The 20,844-nt window shown below is 43.2% G+C and carries 23 protein-coding genes; 16 read left to right on the top strand and 7 right to left on the bottom strand.

The window, feature by feature from the left end; translation table 11 throughout:
- The first annotated feature begins 31 nt into the window (after positions 1 to 31).
- A complete protein-coding gene (locus ACJVC5_RS09895) occupies positions 32 to 538 on the top strand; it encodes an NYN domain-containing protein (RefSeq protein WP_408099212.1) in 507 nt (168 codons plus the stop codon).
- On the opposite strand, the gene ACJVC5_RS09890 is transcribed toward ACJVC5_RS09895, so the two are convergent.
- The gene (locus tag ACJVC5_RS09890; protein WP_408099232.1) at positions 539 to 1,231 is read right to left on the bottom strand and encodes a peroxiredoxin-like family protein; all 693 of its coding nucleotides are present in this window, start codon (positions 1,229 to 1,231) and stop codon (positions 539 to 541) included.
- An 84-nt stretch (positions 1,232 to 1,315) separates the two neighbouring features.
- A complete protein-coding gene (locus ACJVC5_RS09885; protein ID WP_408099211.1) occupies positions 1,316 to 2,092 on the bottom strand; it encodes a sulfite exporter TauE/SafE family protein in 777 nt (258 codons plus the stop codon).
- Between the two features lie 136 nt (positions 2,093 to 2,228).
- On the opposite strand from ACJVC5_RS09885, the gene ACJVC5_RS09880 reads away from it, so the two are divergent.
- The 14 genes from ACJVC5_RS09880 to ACJVC5_RS09815 all read left to right on the top strand — a co-directional run bounded on the left by ACJVC5_RS09880 (position 2,229) and on the right by ACJVC5_RS09815 (position 13,907).
- Complete coding sequence (locus tag ACJVC5_RS09880; protein WP_408099210.1) at positions 2,229 to 3,086, top strand: phosphate ABC transporter substrate-binding protein; 858 nt, start codon at positions 2,229 to 2,231, stop codon at positions 3,084 to 3,086.
- 2 nt (positions 3,087 to 3,088) lie between these two features.
- Positions 3,089 to 4,021 (top strand): phosphate ABC transporter permease subunit PstC, encoded by a 933-nt coding sequence (gene pstC, locus ACJVC5_RS09875; protein WP_408099209.1) that lies wholly within the window; start codon positions 3,089 to 3,091, stop codon positions 4,019 to 4,021.
- Positions 4,022 to 4,023: 2 nt separating this feature from the next.
- Positions 4,024 to 4,893 carry a phosphate ABC transporter permease PstA gene (gene pstA / locus ACJVC5_RS09870; RefSeq protein ID WP_408099208.1) on the top strand — a complete coding sequence of 290 codons (870 nt, stop codon included), beginning with the start codon at positions 4,024 to 4,026 and terminating at the stop codon, positions 4,891 to 4,893.
- 4 nt (positions 4,894 to 4,897) lie between these two features.
- Complete coding sequence (locus ACJVC5_RS09865; RefSeq protein ID WP_408099207.1) at positions 4,898 to 5,653, top strand: phosphate ABC transporter ATP-binding protein; 756 nt, start codon at positions 4,898 to 4,900, stop codon at positions 5,651 to 5,653.
- 3 nt (positions 5,654 to 5,656) lie between these two features.
- The gene (locus tag ACJVC5_RS09860) at positions 5,657 to 6,418 is read left to right on the top strand and encodes a phosphate ABC transporter ATP-binding protein (protein WP_408099206.1); all 762 of its coding nucleotides are present in this window, start codon (positions 5,657 to 5,659) and stop codon (positions 6,416 to 6,418) included.
- Between the two features lie 78 nt (positions 6,419 to 6,496).
- Complete coding sequence (locus tag ACJVC5_RS09855; RefSeq protein ID WP_408099205.1) at positions 6,497 to 7,285, top strand: enoyl-CoA hydratase-related protein; 789 nt, start codon at positions 6,497 to 6,499, stop codon at positions 7,283 to 7,285.
- Positions 7,272 to 7,613 carry a hypothetical protein gene (locus ACJVC5_RS09850; RefSeq protein WP_408099204.1) on the top strand — a complete coding sequence of 114 codons (342 nt, stop codon included), beginning with the start codon at positions 7,272 to 7,274 and terminating at the stop codon, positions 7,611 to 7,613. The genes ACJVC5_RS09855 and ACJVC5_RS09850 overlap by 14 nt, the downstream gene beginning before the upstream one ends.
- Positions 7,610 to 8,398: an enoyl-CoA hydratase/isomerase family protein gene (locus tag ACJVC5_RS09845; RefSeq protein WP_408099203.1), complete on the top strand. Its 789-nt coding sequence runs from the start codon at positions 7,610 to 7,612 to the stop codon at positions 8,396 to 8,398. Before ACJVC5_RS09850 ends, ACJVC5_RS09845 begins: the two co-directional genes overlap by 4 nt.
- Before the next feature lie 19 nt (positions 8,399 to 8,417).
- Positions 8,418 to 9,236, top strand: coding sequence for a Phenylacetic acid catabolic protein (locus tag ACJVC5_RS09840; RefSeq protein ID WP_408099202.1), 819 nt, complete (start codon positions 8,418 to 8,420; stop codon positions 9,234 to 9,236).
- A gap of 129 nt (positions 9,237 to 9,365) precedes the next feature.
- A complete protein-coding gene (locus ACJVC5_RS09835; RefSeq protein ID WP_408099201.1) occupies positions 9,366 to 10,226 on the top strand; it encodes a 3-hydroxyacyl-CoA dehydrogenase family protein in 861 nt (286 codons plus the stop codon).
- Positions 10,219 to 10,740 carry a 3-hydroxyacyl-CoA dehydrogenase family protein gene (locus ACJVC5_RS09830; RefSeq protein ID WP_408099200.1) on the top strand — a complete coding sequence of 174 codons (522 nt, stop codon included), beginning with the start codon at positions 10,219 to 10,221 and terminating at the stop codon, positions 10,738 to 10,740. The genes ACJVC5_RS09835 and ACJVC5_RS09830 overlap by 8 nt, the downstream gene beginning before the upstream one ends.
- A gap of 133 nt (positions 10,741 to 10,873) precedes the next feature.
- Positions 10,874 to 12,070, top strand: coding sequence for a thiolase family protein (locus ACJVC5_RS09825; RefSeq protein ID WP_408099198.1), 1,197 nt, complete (start codon positions 10,874 to 10,876; stop codon positions 12,068 to 12,070).
- Entirely contained in the window at positions 12,064 to 12,426 is a 363-nt protein-coding gene (locus ACJVC5_RS09820; RefSeq protein ID WP_408099197.1) for a hypothetical protein, read from the top strand. Before ACJVC5_RS09825 ends, ACJVC5_RS09820 begins: the two co-directional genes overlap by 7 nt.
- A complete protein-coding gene (locus tag ACJVC5_RS09815; RefSeq protein ID WP_408099196.1) occupies positions 12,423 to 13,907 on the top strand; it encodes an aldehyde dehydrogenase family protein in 1,485 nt (494 codons plus the stop codon). The genes ACJVC5_RS09820 and ACJVC5_RS09815 overlap by 4 nt, the downstream gene beginning before the upstream one ends.
- A gap of 42 nt (positions 13,908 to 13,949) precedes the next feature.
- Here the strand turns inward: ACJVC5_RS09815 and ACJVC5_RS09810 are convergent, their stop codons facing one another.
- Together ACJVC5_RS09810 and ACJVC5_RS09805 are read right to left on the bottom strand one after the other, a co-directional pair.
- Positions 13,950 to 15,362 (bottom strand): hypothetical protein, encoded by a 1,413-nt coding sequence (locus ACJVC5_RS09810; protein WP_408099195.1) that lies wholly within the window; start codon positions 15,360 to 15,362, stop codon positions 13,950 to 13,952.
- Between the two features lie 428 nt (positions 15,363 to 15,790).
- A complete protein-coding gene (locus tag ACJVC5_RS09805; protein WP_408099194.1) occupies positions 15,791 to 16,624 on the bottom strand; it encodes a flagellin in 834 nt (277 codons plus the stop codon).
- Positions 16,625 to 16,904: 280 nt separating this feature from the next.
- On the opposite strand from ACJVC5_RS09805, the gene ACJVC5_RS09800 reads away from it, so the two are divergent.
- Complete coding sequence (locus ACJVC5_RS09800) at positions 16,905 to 17,252, top strand: hypothetical protein (RefSeq protein WP_408099193.1); 348 nt, start codon at positions 16,905 to 16,907, stop codon at positions 17,250 to 17,252.
- Here the strand turns inward: ACJVC5_RS09800 and ACJVC5_RS09795 are convergent.
- From ACJVC5_RS09795 to uvrB, 3 genes are read right to left on the bottom strand one after another with little or no spacing between them, the layout of a single operon-like run.
- Positions 17,249 to 18,394 carry a metallophosphoesterase gene (locus ACJVC5_RS09795; protein WP_408099192.1) on the bottom strand — a complete coding sequence of 382 codons (1,146 nt, stop codon included), beginning with the start codon at positions 18,392 to 18,394 and terminating at the stop codon, positions 17,249 to 17,251. The genes ACJVC5_RS09800 and ACJVC5_RS09795 overlap by 4 nt on opposite strands.
- Positions 18,372 to 18,722, bottom strand: coding sequence for a hypothetical protein (locus ACJVC5_RS09790; protein ID WP_408099191.1), 351 nt, complete (start codon positions 18,720 to 18,722; stop codon positions 18,372 to 18,374). Before ACJVC5_RS09790 ends, ACJVC5_RS09795 begins: the two co-directional genes overlap by 23 nt.
- Entirely contained in the window at positions 18,719 to 20,719 is a 2,001-nt protein-coding gene (uvrB, locus tag ACJVC5_RS09785; RefSeq protein WP_408099190.1) for an excinuclease ABC subunit UvrB, read from the bottom strand. The genes ACJVC5_RS09790 and uvrB overlap by 4 nt, the downstream gene beginning before the upstream one ends.
- Positions 20,720 to 20,844 lie beyond the last annotated feature (125 nt).

Below are 20,844 nucleotides of genomic sequence, written 5' to 3'. Positions count from 1 at the left end.
TTCCCCAAAAGCAAAATCAAGGACTTATACTATGGAAGATACAATTTTAATTTCACAATCCGTGGCCATTCTGGTGGACGGTAATAATATCGAAAGATCTCTCGAAAATGAGCATCGTGATCAAAACATGATGATCAATTTTGATGTGCTTATTCCTCGCCTTTTAGGGGGCAGAGGCCTCAACCGCCTGATCTACTTTCGAGAGGGAAAAAACATTTCCTCCAAGCTTGCAGAACGCCTTCATACAAAATACCACGGTTCCGTCCGCCCCTGTCATAAGAGTGCTGATATTCCTCTGAGTATTAAGGCTACTCAGCTCGCAAGCAAAGTGGATGCGATTATTATTTTATCCGGAGACTCGGATTATGTGGAACTCGTTCGCCACTTAAAATCAGAGGGCGTTCGTGTAGAAATCTGCGCGGTTCCATCAACTACTGCAGGGGTTTTATTGGAAGAGGCCGACTATTTCCACCCCATAGTTAAGGAAGATTGTTTCTCCCTTAACCAGAGTGGAACAAAGAAAAAATCGAGAAAGTAATTACTTCTTTAAGCTTCTAATGGCGTTAAAAAGTTCGTCCTTCGTGGCACGATTGCGATAATCAGCATCCACATAAGAGAAAATGACTTCGCCTTTCTTATTAATCACGTAGGTGGCAGGGATTGTGAGATCTGCTTTATCATCACCTTGATAAGCGGCCAGATCAATCCCTTGCTTTTTAAGCGCCTCGGCCACAGTTGAATCCAAGTCATAAACTAGACCAAATTTTGAAGCAATAGCGTGACCTTTATCACTCACGATATCGAAACCCGTGAGCTTATTGGTATCGCGAGTTTTTTGAATTTCTTCGTCAGTATCCGGAGAAATAGCGAGAATCTGTGCCCCCGCCTTTTCCACGTTGGCATTCACTTCTTGAAGATCTTTAAGTTCATTCACGCAGTAACCACACCAACCACCACGATAAAATTTTAAGATGAGAGGTCTTGCTCCATACACATAGCTTAGTGGCATGGTTTCGCCTGCAATCGTGACTTCCACTTCAGGTGCCTGATCACCAAGCTTTAGGGCCTTTTTCTCGAGACCACCGGCCTTCATTTGCTGGATATTTTTTTCGTAAAGATCCGTCACTTCTTTGGTGGATTTTTCAAGAGTTGATTTTTTTCTGGAAATCGCTGCCCCGCCCCCGTCCCGAGCGAAAACCTGAGTCGAAAGAAGACAAAGAACCATCATCATTTTAAACACAAAACACTCCTTGGTTTTGGTATTTAGAACGATAAAAAATTTCACATCAGAGGGAGTTACTCAAACAGCACAAGGTCAGGACAGAGCGAAATCCTTAAAAACATCATAGCCAAGTTTCAGAATAGTCATGAGCACCACGCCACGAAGGAGACCACGCACAAAAGTATTCCCTTTTAGGAGTGCTAATTTCACACCCAGCATTGCCCCACCAACGTTAAAGAGCATCATGGGAATAGCGTAAGAAAAAAGAAATTTTCCTTTCATGGTGAAAAGTAAAATCGCCGCAATGTTGGTGGTAAGGTTAATGATTTTGGCATAGGCCGATCCTTGCACGAAGGTCATACCGAGCATTCCGACAAAAGCGATGATAAGAAAGGTTCCTGTACCTGGCCCAAAAAAGCCGTCATAAAATCCCATCACAGATCCAATCACCAGCGGCTTCCACATCGGGATCACCACATTGGGATCGTGATCTACTGTTCCGAAAGATTTATTACGAATGGTAAAAATAAATACCAAGAATAATAAAACCATAAAAAGCGGCTTTAAAACCGCACTACTCACGATTGAAACCACCCAGGCCCCGAAAAACGAAAAAATAAAAGCACTCAGGATGGCCGGAACGATGACAGTCTTGATGTAAGGAATTTGTCGGGAAAATCGGTAGGCCGAAACGGCAGTTCCGGTCACTGAAACGAGCTTATTTGTCCCTAGCAAGGTAACCACTGGATATTGAGGAAGAATCGACAAAAGGGCTGGCAATTGGATCATTCCCCCGCCTCCCACTATAGAATCTACAAACCCCGCCCCAAAAGCGGCCAAACAAAGGAAGATTAATTCAGTGCTAACCATATGAGATTAAAGGTAATGTTTCACCGCATACAAGTAAAGAAAATTCCTTGGGTTAAGACTGTGTTAAGAATTCTGAAAAGCTAAAAAAAGTAGATCCTTTCCGCTATGATAACGCCTCAAATTTTTAGGACGGTCTATGCGCGGAATTTTTCTGATTCTTTTCCTTATGATTGGTTGTACCAAACAATCAAACGTTCACATTATTCAAAACAAAGGTTCCGACACTCTCGTTAACCTTGCTCAGGCCTGGGCAGAAGAATACAAAAAAGTTAATCCCAATGTTGCTCTAGCAGTTTCAGGCGGTGGTTCTGGTACCGGAATCGCGGCCCTTATTAACGGAACAGTTGATATCGCCAACTCTTCTCGTGCCATCAAAGAAGAAGAGCGTGAAGAGGCCAAGAAAAACACAGGTAAAGATGTTAATGAATTTATCGTAGGTATGGATGCACTTGCTGTATTCATTCACCCAGCTAATCCAATCGAAGGTATGACACTTGAAGAAGTGGCCTGTATCTATGGTGAAGGTGGCCACTGTATTTACTGGCACGATATCCGTGGAATCCAGGTTCCTGGTTGTAAAGACAACAAAATCATCCGCGTTTCTCGTCAGTCGAACTCAGGAACATACCAGTATTTCCGCGAAGCTATTCTAGGGAAGAAAAGAGACTTAAAGCTTGGATCAATGGACCTAAGTGGTTCACGTGAATCAATTGACCTGGTTGAAAAAACACCGTGTGCGATTGGTTATTCGGGGATGGGTTACCTAAATCCCCATGTTAAGGCCATCTGTATTAAAAAAACACCAGAGGCCGATTGCATCCAACCTACCGTTAAAACTGCCACAGACAAATCTTATCCAATTTCTCGCGAACTATACATGTATACATCCGGCACTCCTTCGGAAGAAGTTAAGGCCTACTTAGAGTGGACTCAGACTGAGAGAGCTCACGCGATTACAATTAAGGCAGGTTATGTACCTGCTCCGAAAAGGTAGATATGGAAATGAAGATCACTAAATCGGCTGAGCTCACCATGGAATGGCGACAAAAGAAAGGCAAAAAGCCTCTTAGCGAAAGACTTATTGAAGGTTTTATTAAAGTCGCGGGCCTGAGCTCTATCGTCCTAATCCTTGCGATCCTTTTCTTTATCCTAAAAGAGTCATATCCATTTCTTGCAGGTGCATTCGATTTTAAAGAGTTCTTCTTCTCTGAAAATTGGAACCCGGCATCTGTGGTTAAAATCAGCTACGGTATTCTTGCCCTATTAGTTGGTACTATTATGGTGACAGTTCTTTCGATGCTGATTGCTGTTCCATTGGGCCTTGCTTGTGCTTTCTATATTTCAGAGTTCTGTTCTCCTAAAGTGAGAGAAATTTATAAAGTTCTTATCGAGTTCCTGGCCGCCATTCCATCAGTAGTATGGGGTTTCATCGCGATTATGATGATTAACCCGGCCATCATTAAAGTCTTCAACGTTCCTATTGGTCTAAACATTCTAAACGCTTCGGTCATTCTTGCTCTTATGTCACTTCCATTGATCGTATCAGTGGGTGAAGACGCCCTTCGTGCAGTTCCTGAAACTTACCGTGAGGCAGCTGAGGCCCTGGGTGCAACGAAGTGGGAAGTAGCGACTCGCGTTCTTCTTCCGGCCGCTAAAAACGGTCTTATGGCCGCAGCTCTTCTTGGCGTTGGCCGTGCTCTTGGTGAAACCATGGCAGTTCTTATGGCCACCGGTCACTCAATCCAAATTCCTGAAAGTATTTTTGAACCTGGTAGAACTTTAACTGCAACAATTGCGGCCGAACTTGGTGAATCACCAAAAGGTGGAGAACACTATCAGGCCCTGTTTGCGATCGGTCTGGTACTATTCGTACTTTCACTCATCGTGAACCTATCTGCTGATTACCTTATTCGCGGGAAGAGGAAATAATTATGTTCAGACCTAGTATTCACCTCATTAATAAAGAGATCCGCGAAAAGAAATTTAAGAGCATTCTGAGCACAGTAACGTTCTTCCTCTTTCTTCCAGCTCTTATCATTATTTTCTGGTTGTTCATGAAGGGCTACCCTGCTCTTTCTTGGGACTTCATTACGATGGATCCAATTGACGGTATGACGGCCGGTGGGATTTTCCCGACAATCGTGGGAACTTTCTGGCTTGTGATGATCAGCGTCCTCGTCTCTTGTCCACTGGGTGTTGTGGCCGCGATTTATCTCTCTGAATACGCTCCCGATAATAAAGTGACTCGCATGATTCGTCTTGCGATCCTAAACCTCGCGGGTGTTCCAAGTATCGTGCACGCTCTTTTCGGCCTTGGCGCTTTCGTTCTTTTTCTTAGAATGGGAACAAGTATCCTGGCCGCTTCATTCACTCTCGCGGTGATGAACCTTCCGGTTATCATCACTTCTACTCTTGAATCACTTAAAGCGGTTCCTCAATCATACCGTGAGGCCTCTTGGAACGTAGGAGCAAGTAAGCTTCAAACCATCCGTCACATTGTTCTTCCTAACTCTATTCCTGGTATCCTTACCGGACTAGTATTTGCGGTCGGCCGTTCTGCGGGTGAAACTGCTGCGATCCTCTTTACAGGTGTGGCGTTCTACCTTCCGTTCCTTCCTCAGACTGTCTTTGATCAGTGTATGGCGCTTTCTATGCACCTTTTCACGATTTCAACTCAGGTTGTGGGTGTTCCGGACGCTTATCCGTTCGCAACAGCTCTTGTCCTTATTCTTTTAATTCTTTCTGTTAACTCAATTGCGGTAGTTCTTCGTTATTACTTCCGTACCAGAAGGAAGTGGTAATTTTATGATTAAGAAGATTCAGATTAAAGGTCTAACAGTTAACTACGGCGCTCAAGATGTTATCAGTAACCTTGACCTAGACATTTATCAAAACGAAGTTCTGGCCATCATTGGCCCAGCGAACTCAGGGAAAAGTTCACTCCTACGTTGCTTAAACCGTATGGTGGAGTTTAATCCACAAGCACACGTTAAAGGTGAAATCCTTCTTGATAACGAAAACATTTATCAAGACGAAGATTCAACGTTCCTCCGTCGTCGTATTGGAATGGTGTCTCCACTTCCTGTGGGTCTTCCGATGTCGATTAAAGACAACGTTACTTACGCTCCTCGTATGGCCGGTTGTAAGGACCAGGCCGAGCTTGATTACATCATGGAAGACTGTCTTAAAAAGGCCGCTCTTTGGGACGAAGTAAAAGATCGTCTGGATGGTCTAGCGACGAAGCTTTCAGGGGGACAACAGCAGCGTCTTACAATTGCACGCGCGCTTTCTCACCACCCTGAAGTTTTGTGTCTGGATGAGTTCTCAATTGCGATTGATCCAGTGACAACCATGAAAATTGAAGCAGTTCTCTCTGAGCTGAAAAAACAAATGACCATCGTGATGGTAACAAACGTTATCAGCCAGGCGAGACGCCTTGGCGACAGAACGGCCATGATGCTTCACGGGAAGATTCTTGACCTTGATACCAATGAAAATCTTTTCAACGGCAAGGTGAAAGATTCTAGAACGCAAGACTATATCGAAGGTCTATTCGGGTAAATTATGAGAAACCATGTAGTAAACACTAATGAATTCAGCTTTTGGTATGGAGACTTCCAGGCCCTAAGAAATTTAACATTTAATATTTCTGCGTTCAAAATCACGGCCCTTATCGGTCCCTCTGGTTGTGGTAAAAGTACATTCTTAAAGTGCTTAAACCGCATCAATGAGCGTGGAACTGTCGTTTCGCACGAAGGTTCAATTCAGGTTTTCGGTCAGGATATTTATCACCCGACTGTTGCTCTACCTGAACTTCGTAAACAAGTGGGAATGGTTTTCCAAAAGCCAAATCCACTTCCGCTTTCAATTTATGAAAACGTGATCTTCGGAGCGCGCACTCACATTAAAAAAATTAAGAACTCAGAACTAGATGATATGGTTGAGTCTTCACTTAAGCGTGTGGGCCTTTGGGACGATCTTAAAGATCAGCTTAACCGTTCAGCACTAACTCTAAGCTTAGAGAAGCAGCAGCGTCTTTGTATCGCTCGCCTTCTTCCGCTTAAGCCAAAACTTCTTCTTCTAGATGAGCCATGTTCGGCCCTGGATCCAGCAGGTATTGAAGCAATCGAAACTTTGATTAAAGACCTTAAAAAAGACTACTCCATCATCATCGTGACTCACTCTATGAGTCAGGCGAAACGTGTGTCTGACGAAACGATTTTCATGTACATGGGCGAGCTTGTTGAGATGGGTCAAACTGATGCTCTTTTCAATACGCCTAAAGAGGCCAGAACGGCCGCTTATATTGAAGGAAGATTCGGTTAATTTTTGACATCCCCCTTGAACAATCGTTATCGTTCTACCACAGAATTTTATAACAATTGCGCAAGGGGTTAAACGTAAGTGAAGTCGTTCGAAAATATCCTGCTCACGAAAAATTATCAGAATCACGCCCACGTAGCACTTATTCAGCTTAATCGTCCGAAAGTATTAAACGCTATTTCAACTGACCTCCTAAAAGAGTTAGTGGAAGCGCTTTATCTTCTGGAAGATGACAAAGACGTTCGAGTCATCATGATCACTGGTGGCGATCGTGCTTTTGCGGCTGGAGCTGATATCGCTCAACTGGCAGAAGCTTCACCGATTGATCAAATCAACGACACCCGAATCAGAACTTGGAAACAAATGTCTCTCATTTCTAAACCAATTATTGCGGCCGTAAACGGTTTTGCTCTTGGTGCCGGAAGTGAGCTTGCTATGTCTTGTGATTTTATTATCGCAGGCGATTCAGCTCGTTTTGGTCAGCCAGAAATTAAAATTGGAACGATTCCTGGTGCCGGTGGGACTCAACGTCTGACTCGCGCTATTGGTAAATCGAAAGCAATGCTCGCCGTACTCACGGGCGAAATGATGGATGCTTACGAAGCCGAAAAATCAGGACTTGTGGCAAAAGTTGTTCCTGCAGAAACGCTGATGCAGGAAACGTTTGAGATCGCAAAGGTGATCGCGAACCGTGCACCGATTGCCGTGAAGCTTGCGAAAGAAGCAGTGAATATGGCGTTTGAAACTCCGCTTAAAGAAGGAATGGAATTTGAGCGCAGAAACTTCTACCTAACTTTCTCTTCGAAAGATCAGAAAGAAGGCATGAAAGCGTTTATGGAAAAAAGAGAACCGAAGTATGAAGGGAATTAGTCTTCTCCTCCTGCTCGCTGCTTGTGCCTCACCAAAACCGCAGGACAAGATCACTGAAACTTTCCATGGGAAAGATTTCCTTTATCGTCAGTGTTTCCATGAAAGTGATTCTTATCGCGGAAGACTGGTAGACGAGAAAGGAAAAATCGAAGTGAAGTTCGACATCCTGGAAGGGAAAGTAGCGAAAAGCGAAATTTTAAAGACGGACTTCAAAGACCCGAACCTTCACACTTGTATTAAAGGTGTTTTGAAAAATCTCAGATTCTACGACACAGATCATGTTCAAGACGTAACTCAAACAATAAATTTTGGGCACATTACATTATGAAAACATTTGAAACGATTAAATACGAAGTAAACAACGGAACGGCGATTATCACAATCAATCGTCCGCAAGTTTACAACGCTCTCAATGTTCAGGGAAAACTCGATATCATCTCTGGCATTAAAGAAGCCAATAAAGACGCCACTGTTCGTTCGATTATTTTGACGGCCGAAGGTAAGGCCTTCTGTTCAGGACAAGATTTGAATGATCGTACAGTTGACGCCAGCAAAGGTCCGGTTGATATCGGTCACACGATTGAAACTGAGTGGAATCCTCTTATCGAAGCCATTCGCACGTCTGATAAACTCGTGATTGGTGCGATTCAAGGCGTATGTGCCGGAGCGGGTTTGTCGGTGGCCTTGGCCTGCGACATGAAAATTGCTGCTCCTGGAGTGCGCTTCATTTCAGGCTTTAGTCAGATTGGATTGGCACCGGACGCCGGAATGAGCTTCATGCTGGTTAGGCAGATGGGATATACCAAGGCCTTAGAATTCGCCCTGTTAGGTAAGCCCCTTCTCTCAGAAGCTATGCTCGAGTATAATTTTATCAATAGCATAGCGGAAAATCCTCTTCAGGATGCTGTAAAATTGGCCACGGAAATCAATAATCTTGCCCCATTGTCCGTGAAAATGGTGAAGAAGAATCTCCAATATGCTAATGAAAAGGAACTTGGAGATGTTTTAAGCCGTGAGAAGTATGTTCAGCGTATGCTGGGCTTCTCGCAGGACTATAAGGAAGGCGTTGCTGCTTTCTTAGAAAAACGTAAACCGCAATTTAAAGGTCAATAAGATAGATAAGGAGAAATCCATGCGCGCATACACTGCTGAGGATTTAAAGTTATTCGAAGAAATTAAAAACGGTCGTACGTTCGACTCAACAACAGAGATGCCAGAGATTTACCGTAAAAATCTTCTGAACCTTCTTTGGATGCAAGCGGACTCTGAATATGCTGGTGGTCTGGGTTATATGCCTTGGATCGCTAAAGCTCCAAACGCTCACGAGCGCGTGCTTGTTGCTCAAATCGTAAAAGATGAAATGCGCCACGCTCACGTGATCTATAACATCCTAAATGACCTTGGTGAGAAAACTCACGAGCACATGCTTGCTCATGAATTCGACTGGAGAATTCCAGAAGATCTAGCGAACATCGGTTTCTCTCGTGCTAAGAAAGATAAGCGCGTAAACATTTTCTACTACAACATCACTTACTGGGAAGACTTCTGTCTTTTCAACTTCCTTATGGACCGCGCTGCTGGTCACGTATTGGAAGATACACTTAACTCTTCTTACCTTCCTTGGAAAAATGCCATCGGCACTATCTGTAAGGAAGAGCACATGCACCTTGCTCACGGGGACAAAACTGTGAAGCTTATGGCGCAAGATCCAGAGAAGAAAGCGTTCCTTCAAGAGCGTCTTAACCTTTGGTGGCCACGTGTGATGAACACTTTCGGTAAATCAACTGGTGGAGCTAATGATATTTATCAAAAGCTTGGTCTTAAAAACCGTTCGAACGCTGACGTTCGTGCTGCTTTCGTAAAAGAAATCGAAGAGAAATGTGCTGAATGGGGCCTAATTGTTCCAGAGTACATTGAGTCTGAACAGCCTCTCGAATACACTCTTTCTTAATCAAATAACTCTGCACTCCCCTGCGGTTTCAGAAGCATGCATATCCAAGGCAAAGCTGAGAAACCGCGGAGGTGTACGACAAGTACGCCGCACAAGGGGTCGAGGCTTTAACGCCGGAGATGCATGCTAATGAAATCGCTCAATATTAATAAGGTAGTCATTATAGGTGCCGGGACGATGGGGTCTGGAATCGCGCAATGGTTCACTCAGCAGCTTTGCTCGGTGGAACTCGTCGATAACTCGGAAGCTCAACTCCAAAAAGCACTTAAAGACATTCACACTTCATGGGACAAGCTGGCAGAGAAAGGAAAACTTTCAAACGCGGCCGAACTTAAAAAACTCATCTCAATTAAGATGATCGATCAGGTGGCAAAAGATGCTGATCTCGTAGTGGAAGCGATCATTGAGAATCTTGAAATCAAGCGCGAGCTTTTTAAGAAGCTAGACGCCTATTTTGAACCTCATACGATTCTTGCCAGCAACACTTCAAGCTTCCCTATTCACTTAATGGCCGAAGCCGTGAAACGTAAGGACAAGTTCCTGGGTCTTCACTTCTTTAATCCTGCGACGATTATGAAGCTTGTGGAAGTGATTAAAGGCAAAGACTCGTCAGAACAAATTTGTCGTGATCTTTATGCCTGGTTTGATTCAAAAGATAAGAAGCCTGCTTTCTGTAAAGATTCGCCTGGGTTTATCGTGAATCGTGTGGCCCGTAACTTCTATGGTGAACCACTAAGAATCGTAGACACTGAAAACGAAGCTAAAGAGAAAGAAGTTGATGCCATCCTAAAAGAAGTCGGTGGCTTTAAGATGGGACCATTTGAACTCATGGACCTTATCGGAATTGATGTGAACTACTCTGTGACTTGCTCAGTTTGGGAAGCGTATAACAAAGAGCCACGTTTTGCTCCTCATAAGCTTCAAAAACAGATGGTCGATGAAAAGCGTTTTGGCAGAAAGTCTAAGCGTGGGTTTTATAAATATGACTAACGTATCATTTGAAAATGTTCTCATTAACTTTGGCTTTGGAACAAAAGACGAGAAGATCAAAGTTCTGACCGCGAATCCTGAGAAACATGTTTACATGGATCTCACTTGTTATGATCCACAAGAGTTCTATGATGAGTATCCACAACTGAAAGGTTCCTTTGCCGCCCTCTTTGCAGATGAGGCGAGAAAGATGGAAATTCATTTCCTTCATAAAGAACCTGGTGTGATTGAAAAATTCAGAGAGCTTGGTTTTTCTCCAGTTGAAACAACTATTGTTTCTTGTGGCTTTGTTTTTCCAAGAACCATCGTTCAGATCATCAATGAAGCTCACTTTGCTCTAGAAGAAGGTGTGGCAAGCCGTGAAGATATTAACCGTGCGATGAAGTTTGGTGTGAATTATCCAAAAGGTCCATTTGAATGGAGCGAAGGCAAAGAGCTGTATGTGAAGACTCTTCTCGCTGAACTTCTGAATAAAACCAAGGACAGACGTTACGTCGCTTCGAAACTTATCTAGTTAAAGGCCCTAAAAGGGCCTTTTTTATTGGTCAGATGTAAACCAGACTGTGCAGCACAACAAACGGTGCCTTTCTTTTCTCAATTCATTCATTTATTGCTAGCATAATGGCTCTACGATTAAGGACAAATATATGACTACATCTTACATTATCCATGCCAAAAGAACGGCCATTGGTTCTTTCGGCGGAGTACTCTCTTCTGTTCGCATTGATGATCTTCTTGCAGAGCTTTTTAAAGACTACGCAAAAGTTGCAAAACATGATCTGAAAGAAATTTCAGACACTATCATCGGTTGTGCTAACCAGGCCGGTGAAGATAATAGAAACCTTGCTCGCATGAGTTTAATTCTTGCTGGCTATCCACTGGACGTTCCAGGCACAACCATCAACCGTCTTTGTGGTTCTTCCCTTGATGCTGTGATGGACGCTCACGCTCGCATTCAAGCGGGCTTCGGTGACTGTTTCATTGCAGGTGGCGGTGAAAGTATGTCACGCGCTCCTTACGTGATGTCGAAATCAAACTCTCCTTTTGATCGTGGTCAAAAGATGTGGGACACAGCAATCGGCTGGCGTTTTGAAAATCCAAAGATGGCGCAAATGTTTCCGCTTCTTGGAATGGGTGAAACAGCTGAAGAAGTTCAAAAACTTCATAGCATTTCTCGTGAAGACCAGGATAAGTTCGCTCTTGCTTCTCACCAAAAAGCGGTGAAGGCCCAAGCGGAAGGAAAATTCAAAGAAGAGATTTTGGCCATCACTGTTGAAAGTAAGAAAGGTTCATTCGTGGTTGAAAACGACGAAGGTCCTCGTGCTGATACTTCTCTTGAGAAACTCGCTAAACTTCGTCCGGCCTTCAAAAAAGACGGCACAGTAACTGCCGGTAACAGCTCATCCATTAACGATGGTGCTTCGATGGTCGTTATTTGTTCAGAGGAATTTTTAAAGCGCCATAACATTCAACCAATCGCTAAAATTACTGGTGGTGCCGTTCATGGTCTTCACCCAAATGTGATGGGTCTAGGTCCAGTAGGAGCGATCAGAAAACTTTGCGACCGTTTCAAACACAAGATTTCTGACTTTGATATTATCGAACTTAATGAAGCATTTGCAGTTCAGGCCCTGGGTTGCATCAAAGAACTTGAGCTTGATATGTCGAAGATCAACCGTAATGGCGGCTCAATTGCAATCGGCCACCCACTCGGTGCTTCCGGCACAAGAATTCTTACCACTATGCTTTACCAGATGAAGAACGATCCATCGCTTAAGAAGGGTCTGGCCTCTATGTGTATCGGTGTTGGCCAAGGAATCGCTGTATCGGTGGAAAGATGCTAAAAACATTTATTATTCTTTTTACTCTCTTCGTAAGCTTATCGGCCTTTGCTTGTTGGAAAGCAGAGGGAACCTTCGCGGTTGATGGTGAGACTTGGAAGTTTAACCAGAAGTTTGAGCACAACAAAGAATACGCTTTCCCCATGGGGACTTTCATTCTGAACTTAAAACTTGTTCCGCTTAAAAACGGTATGAGTAATCTCATCTATTCTGCTTCAGAGAAGAAAGGCACAAAACTCACTCTTGTGACCAAGGGTGAGGAAGAAGAAATCAAACAGGGTACTGAGCGCGAAATTTATGCCAAAGGTGAAGAAGGTCAACCGAACTCAATCATTACTATTAAGCTCACAAATATATGAAAGAAATTAAATTATTCATTAACGGTGAATTCAGAACATCTGCGAAGTCTTTTCACTCTGAAAATCCTGCTAACGGTGAAGCCGTGGCAAAGGTCTACCTTCCTTCAGAGCAAGACATTGATCAAGCGATAGATGCTGCCGAAAACGCGTTTTACTCTGCTGAGTGGCGTGGCATGGATCAAAACAAGCGCGCTGACATTCTTGAAAAGATCTCTGAAAAATTAAAAGAAAGAAGAAATGAACTCGTGGAACTGGAAGTGGCAGATTCGGGCTCTTCCCTACGTAAAGCGAAAGCAGATGTGGCCAATGCTGCTTCTTATTTCAAAGTTCTGGCCGGGCAGCTTCGTAAATTTCAATTTGAAGTTAAAGACGAGAACGCTTCTCGTGCTGGTTTCTCTCACAACTATCGTATTTACGAGCCAGTTGGTGTTTGCGCTCAAATCATTCCTTGGAACTTCCCTCTTGTGATGGCCGCATGGAAAATAGGTCCTGTGATCGCTTCTGGAAGTACATCAGTACTTAAGACAGCTGAGGACACTCCTGTTACAGCTTCTATCCTGGCCGAGATTCTAAACGATGCTGGTCTGCCTAAAGGTGTGGTGAACATCATCACTGGCGGCGCTTCAGAGGGTGAATACCTTCTGGCGAACAAGAAAGTGAAGAAGGTTGCTTTCACTGGTTCAACTGCAGTTGGTCGCAAGATCATGCAAAACGCCGGTCAAAGAATTCAGAATCTGTCCCTCGAGCTTGGTGGTAAGTCGGCCAATATCGTTCTGGACGATGCCGATCTATCAATTGCCGTAGATGGGGCCCTTTATGCTTTTCTTTATCACGCGGGCCAGGCCTGTGATTCAGGAACTCGTCTCTTTGTTGAAGAGAAAATTTATCCAGAATTCAAAGAAGCATTAGTTAAGCGAATAAAAGACGTGAAAGTCGGCCTTCCAACTGATCCTGCAACAGCTTATGGCCCGGTGGTGAATAAGAAGCAACTTGATACCATTATGGGATATATTGAGACTTCTAAAAAAGAAGGAGCAAAACTTCTGGCCGGTGGTTCTCGAATGACCGATGGGGATTTCTCTAAAGGTTATTACATTCAGCCGACTCTCTTTGAAGTCACTCCTGATCACACGATTTTTAACGAAGAGATCTTCGGGCCGGTTCTTGCCATCACTCCAGTTAAGAATGAAGCTGAAGCGGTAAAGCTAGCGAATCAATCTATCTACGGTCTGGCAGGTGCTGTTTGGTCTAAGAACCAACAGCGTGCGATCAATGTAGCCAAACAACTTGAAACCGGAATGGTTTGGATCAACGAATATCATCTTCTAAATCCAGGGATGCCATTTGGTGGTTATAAACAATCTGGCATCGGTCGTGAGATGGGTGAAGAAGGCATGAAGGCCTATCTTGAAGTAAAACACCTTTGGGTCTCTGATTGCGATGAGAGAGCGAAGAAGCCTTGGTTTGATGCTATTTTCTAATACGAAAAGTAAGGGCCGCATGAGCGGCCCTTTTTGTTTTAACTAGAACTGAATCGTATTCGCGATATCGTTAAGATCCATGTAAGTCAGCCCCTGCTCTTTTAACTTCTTATCAGTGGCCCGTAAATTCAGTTTAAAGACCTCTTGAGCGCGAGTTAGATTATGGTCCTTAAAGCCATAATCAACTTCAATTAAACGAGTCATGACCGTTGGCCTAAAGAAAAGTCTCATCGCAAGTTTGTACTTCATAAGATCAATCGGAGACTGAAGCTTTTTAAGTGGTTTCATCTTAGTCCCCTTCTTAGGTGGCTCCTGTCTAATCCGGAGAGCGACCTTACGCACATCCATCTGCCCATAGTTATGATGATCAATGGTATGTCCAACCGTCACGTCCCAAATATAGTAGGCCACAACTTCAGTTAATGTCGTTCCTTCAAAGATCTCTTTTCCATTTGGAAATCCTGGAATCCACTGTGCAATATAGTTCGCCCAGTTTCTTACCGCCGTATCTCCTGGAGTAATGGTCTTTGTGACTTCACTTACAAATGCGTAGATGTCCTCAAAGTAAGCATCAAGAAAAACACCATAACCAGAATAAATTTTCGGCGGTCGACGGGGATAAGTGAACGGCGGATAAGAATCATTGTTCTTAATTCCACGATACCCTTCGACCAGCAGTTCACGAATTCCATGGTATGGCCCAGGAAAAGGTGCATAGGTCTTCCACCACTTGTCATTGTGAAGAAGAGACATCCTAAAATTTAATACTGCATTCTCAAGTGGAAGTGTGAAACGCATGTGAGCGTAAAGCAGTTTAAAAAGAGTATGCTCTTTTGGAAGGGCCGTTTTCGTTATGGCATTGATACTGTCCATTGGAAAATGCTGAAGTGGATGGACCACCATCGTGGCACACAGGGCCCCACCTTGGAGAACAAAATACTTCGCAAGCTCCCAAGCATCTCCATCCGTTGGCAGTAGAATCGTTTCCGTTTTCTCCATGTAGATACAAACGATTTCAAATTTTTCGAAATCTGTTTTTACAAGCAGAGTTTTTGTCGGAGATGCGTAAATACCTTTAAAGAGCTGCACCACTCTTACTGGTTCAAGATCTACGATGTAGTAATCTTTTCCTTCTTTCATATGAGAAGCGAAAATCTTTTTGTCTACTTCATCCATTTTCGGAGTGATGAATCTCGCCATCATGGAATTGGTTAAATACTCATGAAACTCTTCATCAGTGACTTTTTTTAGACCAGGATTAAAGAGACCTTGTAAAAAATAAATGGGAGTAAAAAGCGGCCATTGAATAATAAAACGAAGACCAATAGTCGACCACCAATCTACCCACTCTCCAAGAGGAAGATGAATAACTCCTGGCGACTCATCATAAGGATGATCTGGACAAGGTTGGGGCCATGGACCTTTACGTCCATATAAAAAGTCTTTCGGTTCCATAAATTCTCCTATGGAACTCATTATCGAATGGATTGAAGTTTTTTTAACTTAAGATTGGTGTCGAAGTATCACTTCCCTCACTTTTTGTTACCATCCAACTCGCCCTTTACGCGGCAGCAAGTGTTGAAAATGTTTAAAATTTTTCTTTGGCCAAATTCTTGCCTGTTTCGCTTTACCAAACCTCACAGGAGAGGAAGAATACATTTGCTGCTGATTGCTCAACAGAGACTTGGAGATCGGAATGTTAGGGAAAGTCAGCGGCAGAATGAGAATGCCCACATTCAAACTATCAAGGGCAGTGATCACTTAATTTTTTGGGAAAAAGAACCTTATCCAACACAACTATTCGAGATTCTGAAGAAGGCCCTAAAATAGAAAGACCCACCTTTCGGTGGGTCCTCTTGTTCGGAATGCAGGATCAGAGAATATTAACCAATGAGTTTAAGAGCGTTTTGACCAGACATATTAGCTTGAGCAAGAACCGATGTACCAGCTGAACCAAGGATATCGTTCTTAGCTTTTTGAGCTGTAGCATCAGCGTAGTCTACGTCACGGATACGAGAGTTAGCAGCTGACATGTTCTCAACGTTTACTTGTAAGTTGTTAGATGTCGAGATCAAGCGGTTCTGAATCGCACCTAGGAAAGCGCGGTGACCAGAAACTTTCTCAATCGCAGAGTCAACAGCAGCTAGAGACTCTTGCGAACCAGATTTTGTAGAAACATCTAGTTCAGATACACCTAGTGAATCAAGACGAGAGTTAACTTGACCAGCGTCGAAACCAATTCTGTCTTGGAAAGCGTCGTTATTTGTACCAACTTGGAATTCGAAGTTACCGCCTTCACCGTTAAGAAGTTTCTTACCGTTGAATTCTGTCACTTGAGAGATACGATCTAGCTCAAGTTTAAGGTTTTGGTATTCCATATTTGTCATACCACGCTCAACATCACCAACTGTATCTGATGAAGTTTGGATGGCAAGTTCACGCATACGAGTAAGGATTGATGATACTTCGTTCAAGCCACCTTCAGCAGTTTGAACCATCGAGATACCGTCGTTAGCGTTTCGGTCAGCTTGTTTCATTGAACGGATACCAGCTTTCATCTTTTCAGAGATCGCTAGACCAGCAGCATCGTCAGCCGCTTTTGTGATACGAGAACCAGACGATAGTTTCGCCAGGTTTGATTCCGATTCTCTATTGTTAACGCTTAGTGAGCGTTGAGCAGCAATAGAAGAAACGTTTGTGTTGATACGAAAACCCATGAAATCCTCCTTGGTTTAATACCCTCATCCATTCCGTGATGATCAGTTCCCAACCTTGAGAGACTTGATAAGCTTCCGTGCTTAAGTGAATTTTTATGTCTAACACTACTTGTGTCTGACAAAACACTATTCGGAGCTACGAAACCTAACTTAACAGCAATTTTAAAAATATTTTCAACTATTTAGCCCGACAAATACACTCTGAGATTCACCTTGTTTTTCTCTTAATTCAAGAACTTATTCGATTTTCAGATGAATATCTGACTGCTATGATAAATCTATGAACTACGCTAATCCCATTCTCATTTGTGATGAAAACGAAGAATTTCGCATTCTGATTAGGGACATGCTTACCAAAAATGGTTTCTTTCACATCTTAGAATCTTCAAATGCTGATGAAGCACTGGAAATTCTCAAAGACAGAAAGGATTATCTTCTACTCTTAGAGGCCAAAGTTCTGAATGAGAAACTCATTCAAACAGTTCAGAATAAAAAGAACTTCATCATCTTCGCTGACCATAGCGAATCTTCAATCTTAAAACTCGCTTCAAAACTCGGAGTAGAACACATCATGTCCTACCCTGTTCATTCGAAGAAGCTCTTGGAAAAAATCAATTCTTTGAGTTAGTGGTATTCAGAATATGGAAGGTTGTTGATACCCATCCAGTGCTTCAGATCGACTTCCACATTCTTCTCAAAATCTTCGATTTCGTAGTCTAGTTTTTTAACAAGAATCTTGGCGTAAGTGAGCACGTTACCATTGTTCCATTGCCCTAGATCCAGATTCACCATGCGAGTCCAGGTTCCAGTATTAATGAATGTAGTACCGTCATTGAAAATTCTGAGCGTCGGATTGTGAGTGTGGCCCACGATCAATACACGCGACTCTGGATTCTTTTCAAAGAACTGACGAGTAAGAGACTCGTAGTCCTGAAAGAGCTCTAGCTCGCGGAAGATGTCTTCAAATACCTGTTTCAAACTTCTCTTCGTCATGTAGAAATGCCAGAAGCGCACCATCACGAAGTAGTAAAAGTTCGAAAGCATAAAACGGAAGGTAAAGAACGTATCAAAGAGAATGCCGTGAATGAGAAAGTGTTTAATCGGTCTGACCGCATTAATAAAGTGGCGCTCTTGCTTATACTTATTAATCACGTTTGTTACGTAGTACGAGCCCCAAGGCGGAATAAAATATTTCTCACCATTGAGAGTTTCAACGACGGCATTCTCCTGATCAAACTCATGGGCCCGCTCATATTGGTGACCGTGCTGAATGCAAACGCCTTTAATTGGAACGTGAGTAGAGATTGAATTAGAGAGAATGATGTTCTTACGAAGCTCACCGAAGTAGTTTAAGAACTCCTCTTTCATGGAATCAAAAACAAACTCGGCGTCGTGGTTACCGATAATATAAACGATGCGCTTATTCGGTTTCGATAGGAAACGCTTAAGAGCATCAAGCACTCCGGTATGAGCACGCATGATCATACGAAGCTTAGCAAGTGCCGCCGATTCACTCCAGAACTCGTCGTCATAAAACTCAACATAAGGCACGGCCAAGAAATCAAGAAAGTCTCCGTTGATGACGAGTTCCACTTCGATTTCAAGATAATCGCCTGCTGAGTAGTAATTTAAAAAGTCGATGAGTTCATTATCGTAATGAAAATCCTCGAGAAGATTTCTCTTCCCTTTAATCATCTTCCCCGCACTTAAATGCAGATCAGAAATGACCAGAACAACTTTTTGGACATTATTCTTTTGATGGGATTTCATAGGCCTTTTTACCAAACAACAACGGAACTTCCTGGAAGGCCGGACTTACCGGAACAAATGTCACAGGAGCATTCGTTTTATTTTCAATCTCAACTGTTTCCGTTTTACCAGATTTCACTGAGACAAATTTTAAAATTTTCCCGCCCACGATAAATCTCCCCACCTGATCAGACAGGGCACGGTTCTCAACGATCACCGCGAACATAGGTTTCTTTTTTTCGGGAGAGAGTACATTCATACTACGATCATTGATCTGGATGATAAAACCTTCGGTCTTCACTGCCGCAGAGGCAAGAAGAGGAAACAATAAAATCATCCAAAACTTCATAGCATAAACCTTAATTCAGAAAGCTTTTTAATTTCATCACGAAGTTTGGCCGCTTCTTCAAATTGTAAATCCTTGGCCGCTTCTTTCATGAGCTGTTTTAATTCTACAATTTTAGCATCAATTGCTTCTGGAGAAAGTCTTTGCTCAGAAATTTCCTTAACCCGTGTTTTTTTGTCGGACTTTTTGGCCCCACGAAGGACCTCAATCACGCCCCCACTGACCTTTTTGGCCACTGTTTTAGGGGTGAGACCATGTTTTTCGTTATAAGCGTTCTGCTTTATTCGACGTTCGGCCGTGACTTTCATGGCCTCTTCGATACTTGGAGTCTTTTTAAAACCGTAGAGAATAACTCGCCCTTCTGAATTTCGAGCGGCCCGACCAATCGTTTGGATAAGTGAGCGAGTCGAACGAAGGAAACCTTCCTTGTCCGCATCCAGAATTCCCACTAAGGCCACTTCTGGAATGTCCAGACCTTCTCGGAGAAGGTTGATCCCCACGAGAATATCAAATTCACCAAGACGAAGGTCTCGTAGAATCTCCATTCGCTCAAGCGTATCAATATCAGAGTGAAGATATTTAATCCTCATGCCTACGCCCTTATAAAAATCGGTCAATTCTTCGGCAAGGCGTTTTGTAAGAGTCGTAATAAGCACACGGTAGCCATTGGCGATGACTTTTTTTGCTTCCACGAGCATGTCATCCACTTGGTTCTTCGCATCTTTAAATTCAATGATGGGATCCAAGAGACCGGTTGGACGAATGATCTGCTCAGCATATTCACCGTTTGTTTTCTCTAATTCGTAATTGGCCGGAGTAGCAGAAACAAATAGCACCTGATCTAATTTTGTTTCAAATTCTGGAAAATTTAGAGGGCGGTTATCGAGCGCACTTGGAAGACGGAAACCATAATCTACAAGGTTTTGTTTTCTCGCACGGTCACCTTTATACATTCCCCCGACTTGAGGAATCGTCACGTGAGACTCATCCACAATGAGAAGGAAGTCTTTTTTAAAGTAATCCAAAAGTGTGTATGGCGGATCTCCGGCCTTATTGCCAGCGAGATGTCGAGAATAGTTTTCAATTCCCGGACAGAATCCCATCTCTTCCATCATCTCAAGATCTAAGAGAGTTCTTTGAGAAAGACGCTGTTCTTCCACGAGTTTTCTCTGCTCTTGAAGTTCATTCAGTCTTTCACGCAGCTCGATCTTGATATTCGCAATCGCCGACTTCATTTTGTCCTTACCCACCACATAGTGAGACTTCGGATATATATCCACCCGCTGAAGAGGTTGCAGAACTTTTCCACGAATAGGATCAACCAGGAATATGCCATCTACGACATCATCAAAGAACTCAATACGGACCACTTGTGAATCTTCGTAGGCCGGAAACACTTCCACGATGTCACCACGAACACGGAAAGTACCACGGTGAAAATCGGTATCATTTCTCTGGTATTGAATATCAACCAGACGACGAAGGAACTCATCACGATCAAGCTTGTCCTGATTGAGCAGCATGATCCTCTGACTGAAGTATTCATCAGGAGCACCGATACCATAGATACAGCTTACTGAGGCCACTACGATCACGTCCTCACGGGCAAAGAGAGAGCGAGTACATGAGTGACGGAGCTTTTCAATCTCGTCATTAATGGCGGAATCTTTTTCGATATAAGTATCAGAACCAGGAACATAGGCCTCCGGTTGATAGTAGTCGTAATAAGAAACAAAATATTCGACGGCGTTATTAGGAAAGAATTCCTTGAACTCAGCAAAAAGCTGGGCGGCCAGGGTCTTGTTTGGGGCAAGGATGAGGGTTTTCTTACCTAGCCTCTGAATCACATTCGCCATGGCGAAGGTCTTACCCGATCCTGTCACCCCTAAAAGGGTCTGGAACTTCTCGTTCTTCTTAAAATTATTAGCAATCGTTTCAATCGCCTGGGGTTGGTCCCCCATTGGTTTAAAAGCTGACTCTAAATTGAATTTACCTGTCATAAAATTTACTCTTGCCAAAGGCTTCGATTGAATGAGATGAATTATACGTTTAACCACTAGGGATAGTTATATGGACATGATGCCTTTCCGCATCACCACATTTTTCCACGCCTTCCAATCACAAG

Origin of the sequence: Peredibacter sp. HCB2-198, from assembly GCF_045999315.1 — a bacterium.
GTDB lineage: Bacteria > Bdellovibrionota > Bacteriovoracia > Bacteriovoracales > Bacteriovoracaceae > Peredibacter.
The sequence above is the reverse complement of the archived record's forward strand: the minus strand, read 5'-3'. Positions and strand labels throughout refer to the sequence as shown.

Bases quoted from the DNA above. Each gene is read 5' to 3' on its own strand.
- ACJVC5_RS09830 (WP_408099200.1), top strand. From the start codon at position 10,219: ATGACTAACGTATCATTTGAAAATGTTCTCATTAACTTTGGCTTTGGA.
- ACJVC5_RS09805 (WP_408099194.1), bottom strand. From the start codon at position 16,624: ATGGGTTTTCGTATCAACACAAACGTTTCTTCTATTGCTGCTCAACGC.
- ACJVC5_RS09845 (WP_408099203.1), top strand. From the start codon at position 7,610: ATGAAAACATTTGAAACGATTAAATACGAAGTAAACAACGGAACGGCG.
- ACJVC5_RS09895 (WP_408099212.1), top strand. From the start codon at position 32: ATGGAAGATACAATTTTAATTTCACAATCCGTGGCCATTCTGGTGGAC.
- ACJVC5_RS09860 (WP_408099206.1), top strand. From the start codon at position 5,657: ATGAGAAACCATGTAGTAAACACTAATGAATTCAGCTTTTGGTATGGA.
- ACJVC5_RS09795 (WP_408099192.1), bottom strand. From the start codon at position 18,394: ATGAAATCCCATCAAAAGAATAATGTCCAAAAAGTTGTTCTGGTCATT.
- ACJVC5_RS09820 (WP_408099197.1), top strand. From the start codon at position 12,064: ATGCTAAAAACATTTATTATTCTTTTTACTCTCTTCGTAAGCTTATCG.
- ACJVC5_RS09850 (WP_408099204.1), top strand. From the start codon at position 7,272: ATGAAGGGAATTAGTCTTCTCCTCCTGCTCGCTGCTTGTGCCTCACCA.
- ACJVC5_RS09885 (WP_408099211.1), bottom strand. From the start codon at position 2,092: ATGGTTAGCACTGAATTAATCTTCCTTTGTTTGGCCGCTTTTGGGGCG.
- ACJVC5_RS09880 (WP_408099210.1), top strand. From the start codon at position 2,229: ATGCGCGGAATTTTTCTGATTCTTTTCCTTATGATTGGTTGTACCAAA.
- uvrB (WP_408099190.1), bottom strand. From the start codon at position 20,719: ATGACAGGTAAATTCAATTTAGAGTCAGCTTTTAAACCAATGGGGGAC.
- ACJVC5_RS09840 (WP_408099202.1), top strand. From the start codon at position 8,418: ATGCGCGCATACACTGCTGAGGATTTAAAGTTATTCGAAGAAATTAAA.
- ACJVC5_RS09835 (WP_408099201.1), top strand. From the start codon at position 9,366: ATGAAATCGCTCAATATTAATAAGGTAGTCATTATAGGTGCCGGGACG.
- ACJVC5_RS09810 (WP_408099195.1), bottom strand. From the start codon at position 15,362: ATGGAACCGAAAGACTTTTTATATGGACGTAAAGGTCCATGGCCCCAA.
- ACJVC5_RS09790 (WP_408099191.1), bottom strand. From the start codon at position 18,722: ATGAAGTTTTGGATGATTTTATTGTTTCCTCTTCTTGCCTCTGCGGCA.
- ACJVC5_RS09815 (WP_408099196.1), top strand. From the start codon at position 12,423: ATGAAAGAAATTAAATTATTCATTAACGGTGAATTCAGAACATCTGCG.
- pstA (WP_408099208.1), top strand. From the start codon at position 4,024: ATGTTCAGACCTAGTATTCACCTCATTAATAAAGAGATCCGCGAAAAG.
- ACJVC5_RS09800 (WP_408099193.1), top strand. From the start codon at position 16,905: ATGAACTACGCTAATCCCATTCTCATTTGTGATGAAAACGAAGAATTT.
- ACJVC5_RS09865 (WP_408099207.1), top strand. From the start codon at position 4,898: ATGATTAAGAAGATTCAGATTAAAGGTCTAACAGTTAACTACGGCGCT.
- pstC (WP_408099209.1), top strand. From the start codon at position 3,089: ATGGAAATGAAGATCACTAAATCGGCTGAGCTCACCATGGAATGGCGA.
- ACJVC5_RS09890 (WP_408099232.1), bottom strand. From the start codon at position 1,231: ATGATGATGGTTCTTTGTCTTCTTTCGACTCAGGTTTTCGCTCGGGAC.
- ACJVC5_RS09825 (WP_408099198.1), top strand. From the start codon at position 10,874: ATGACTACATCTTACATTATCCATGCCAAAAGAACGGCCATTGGTTCT.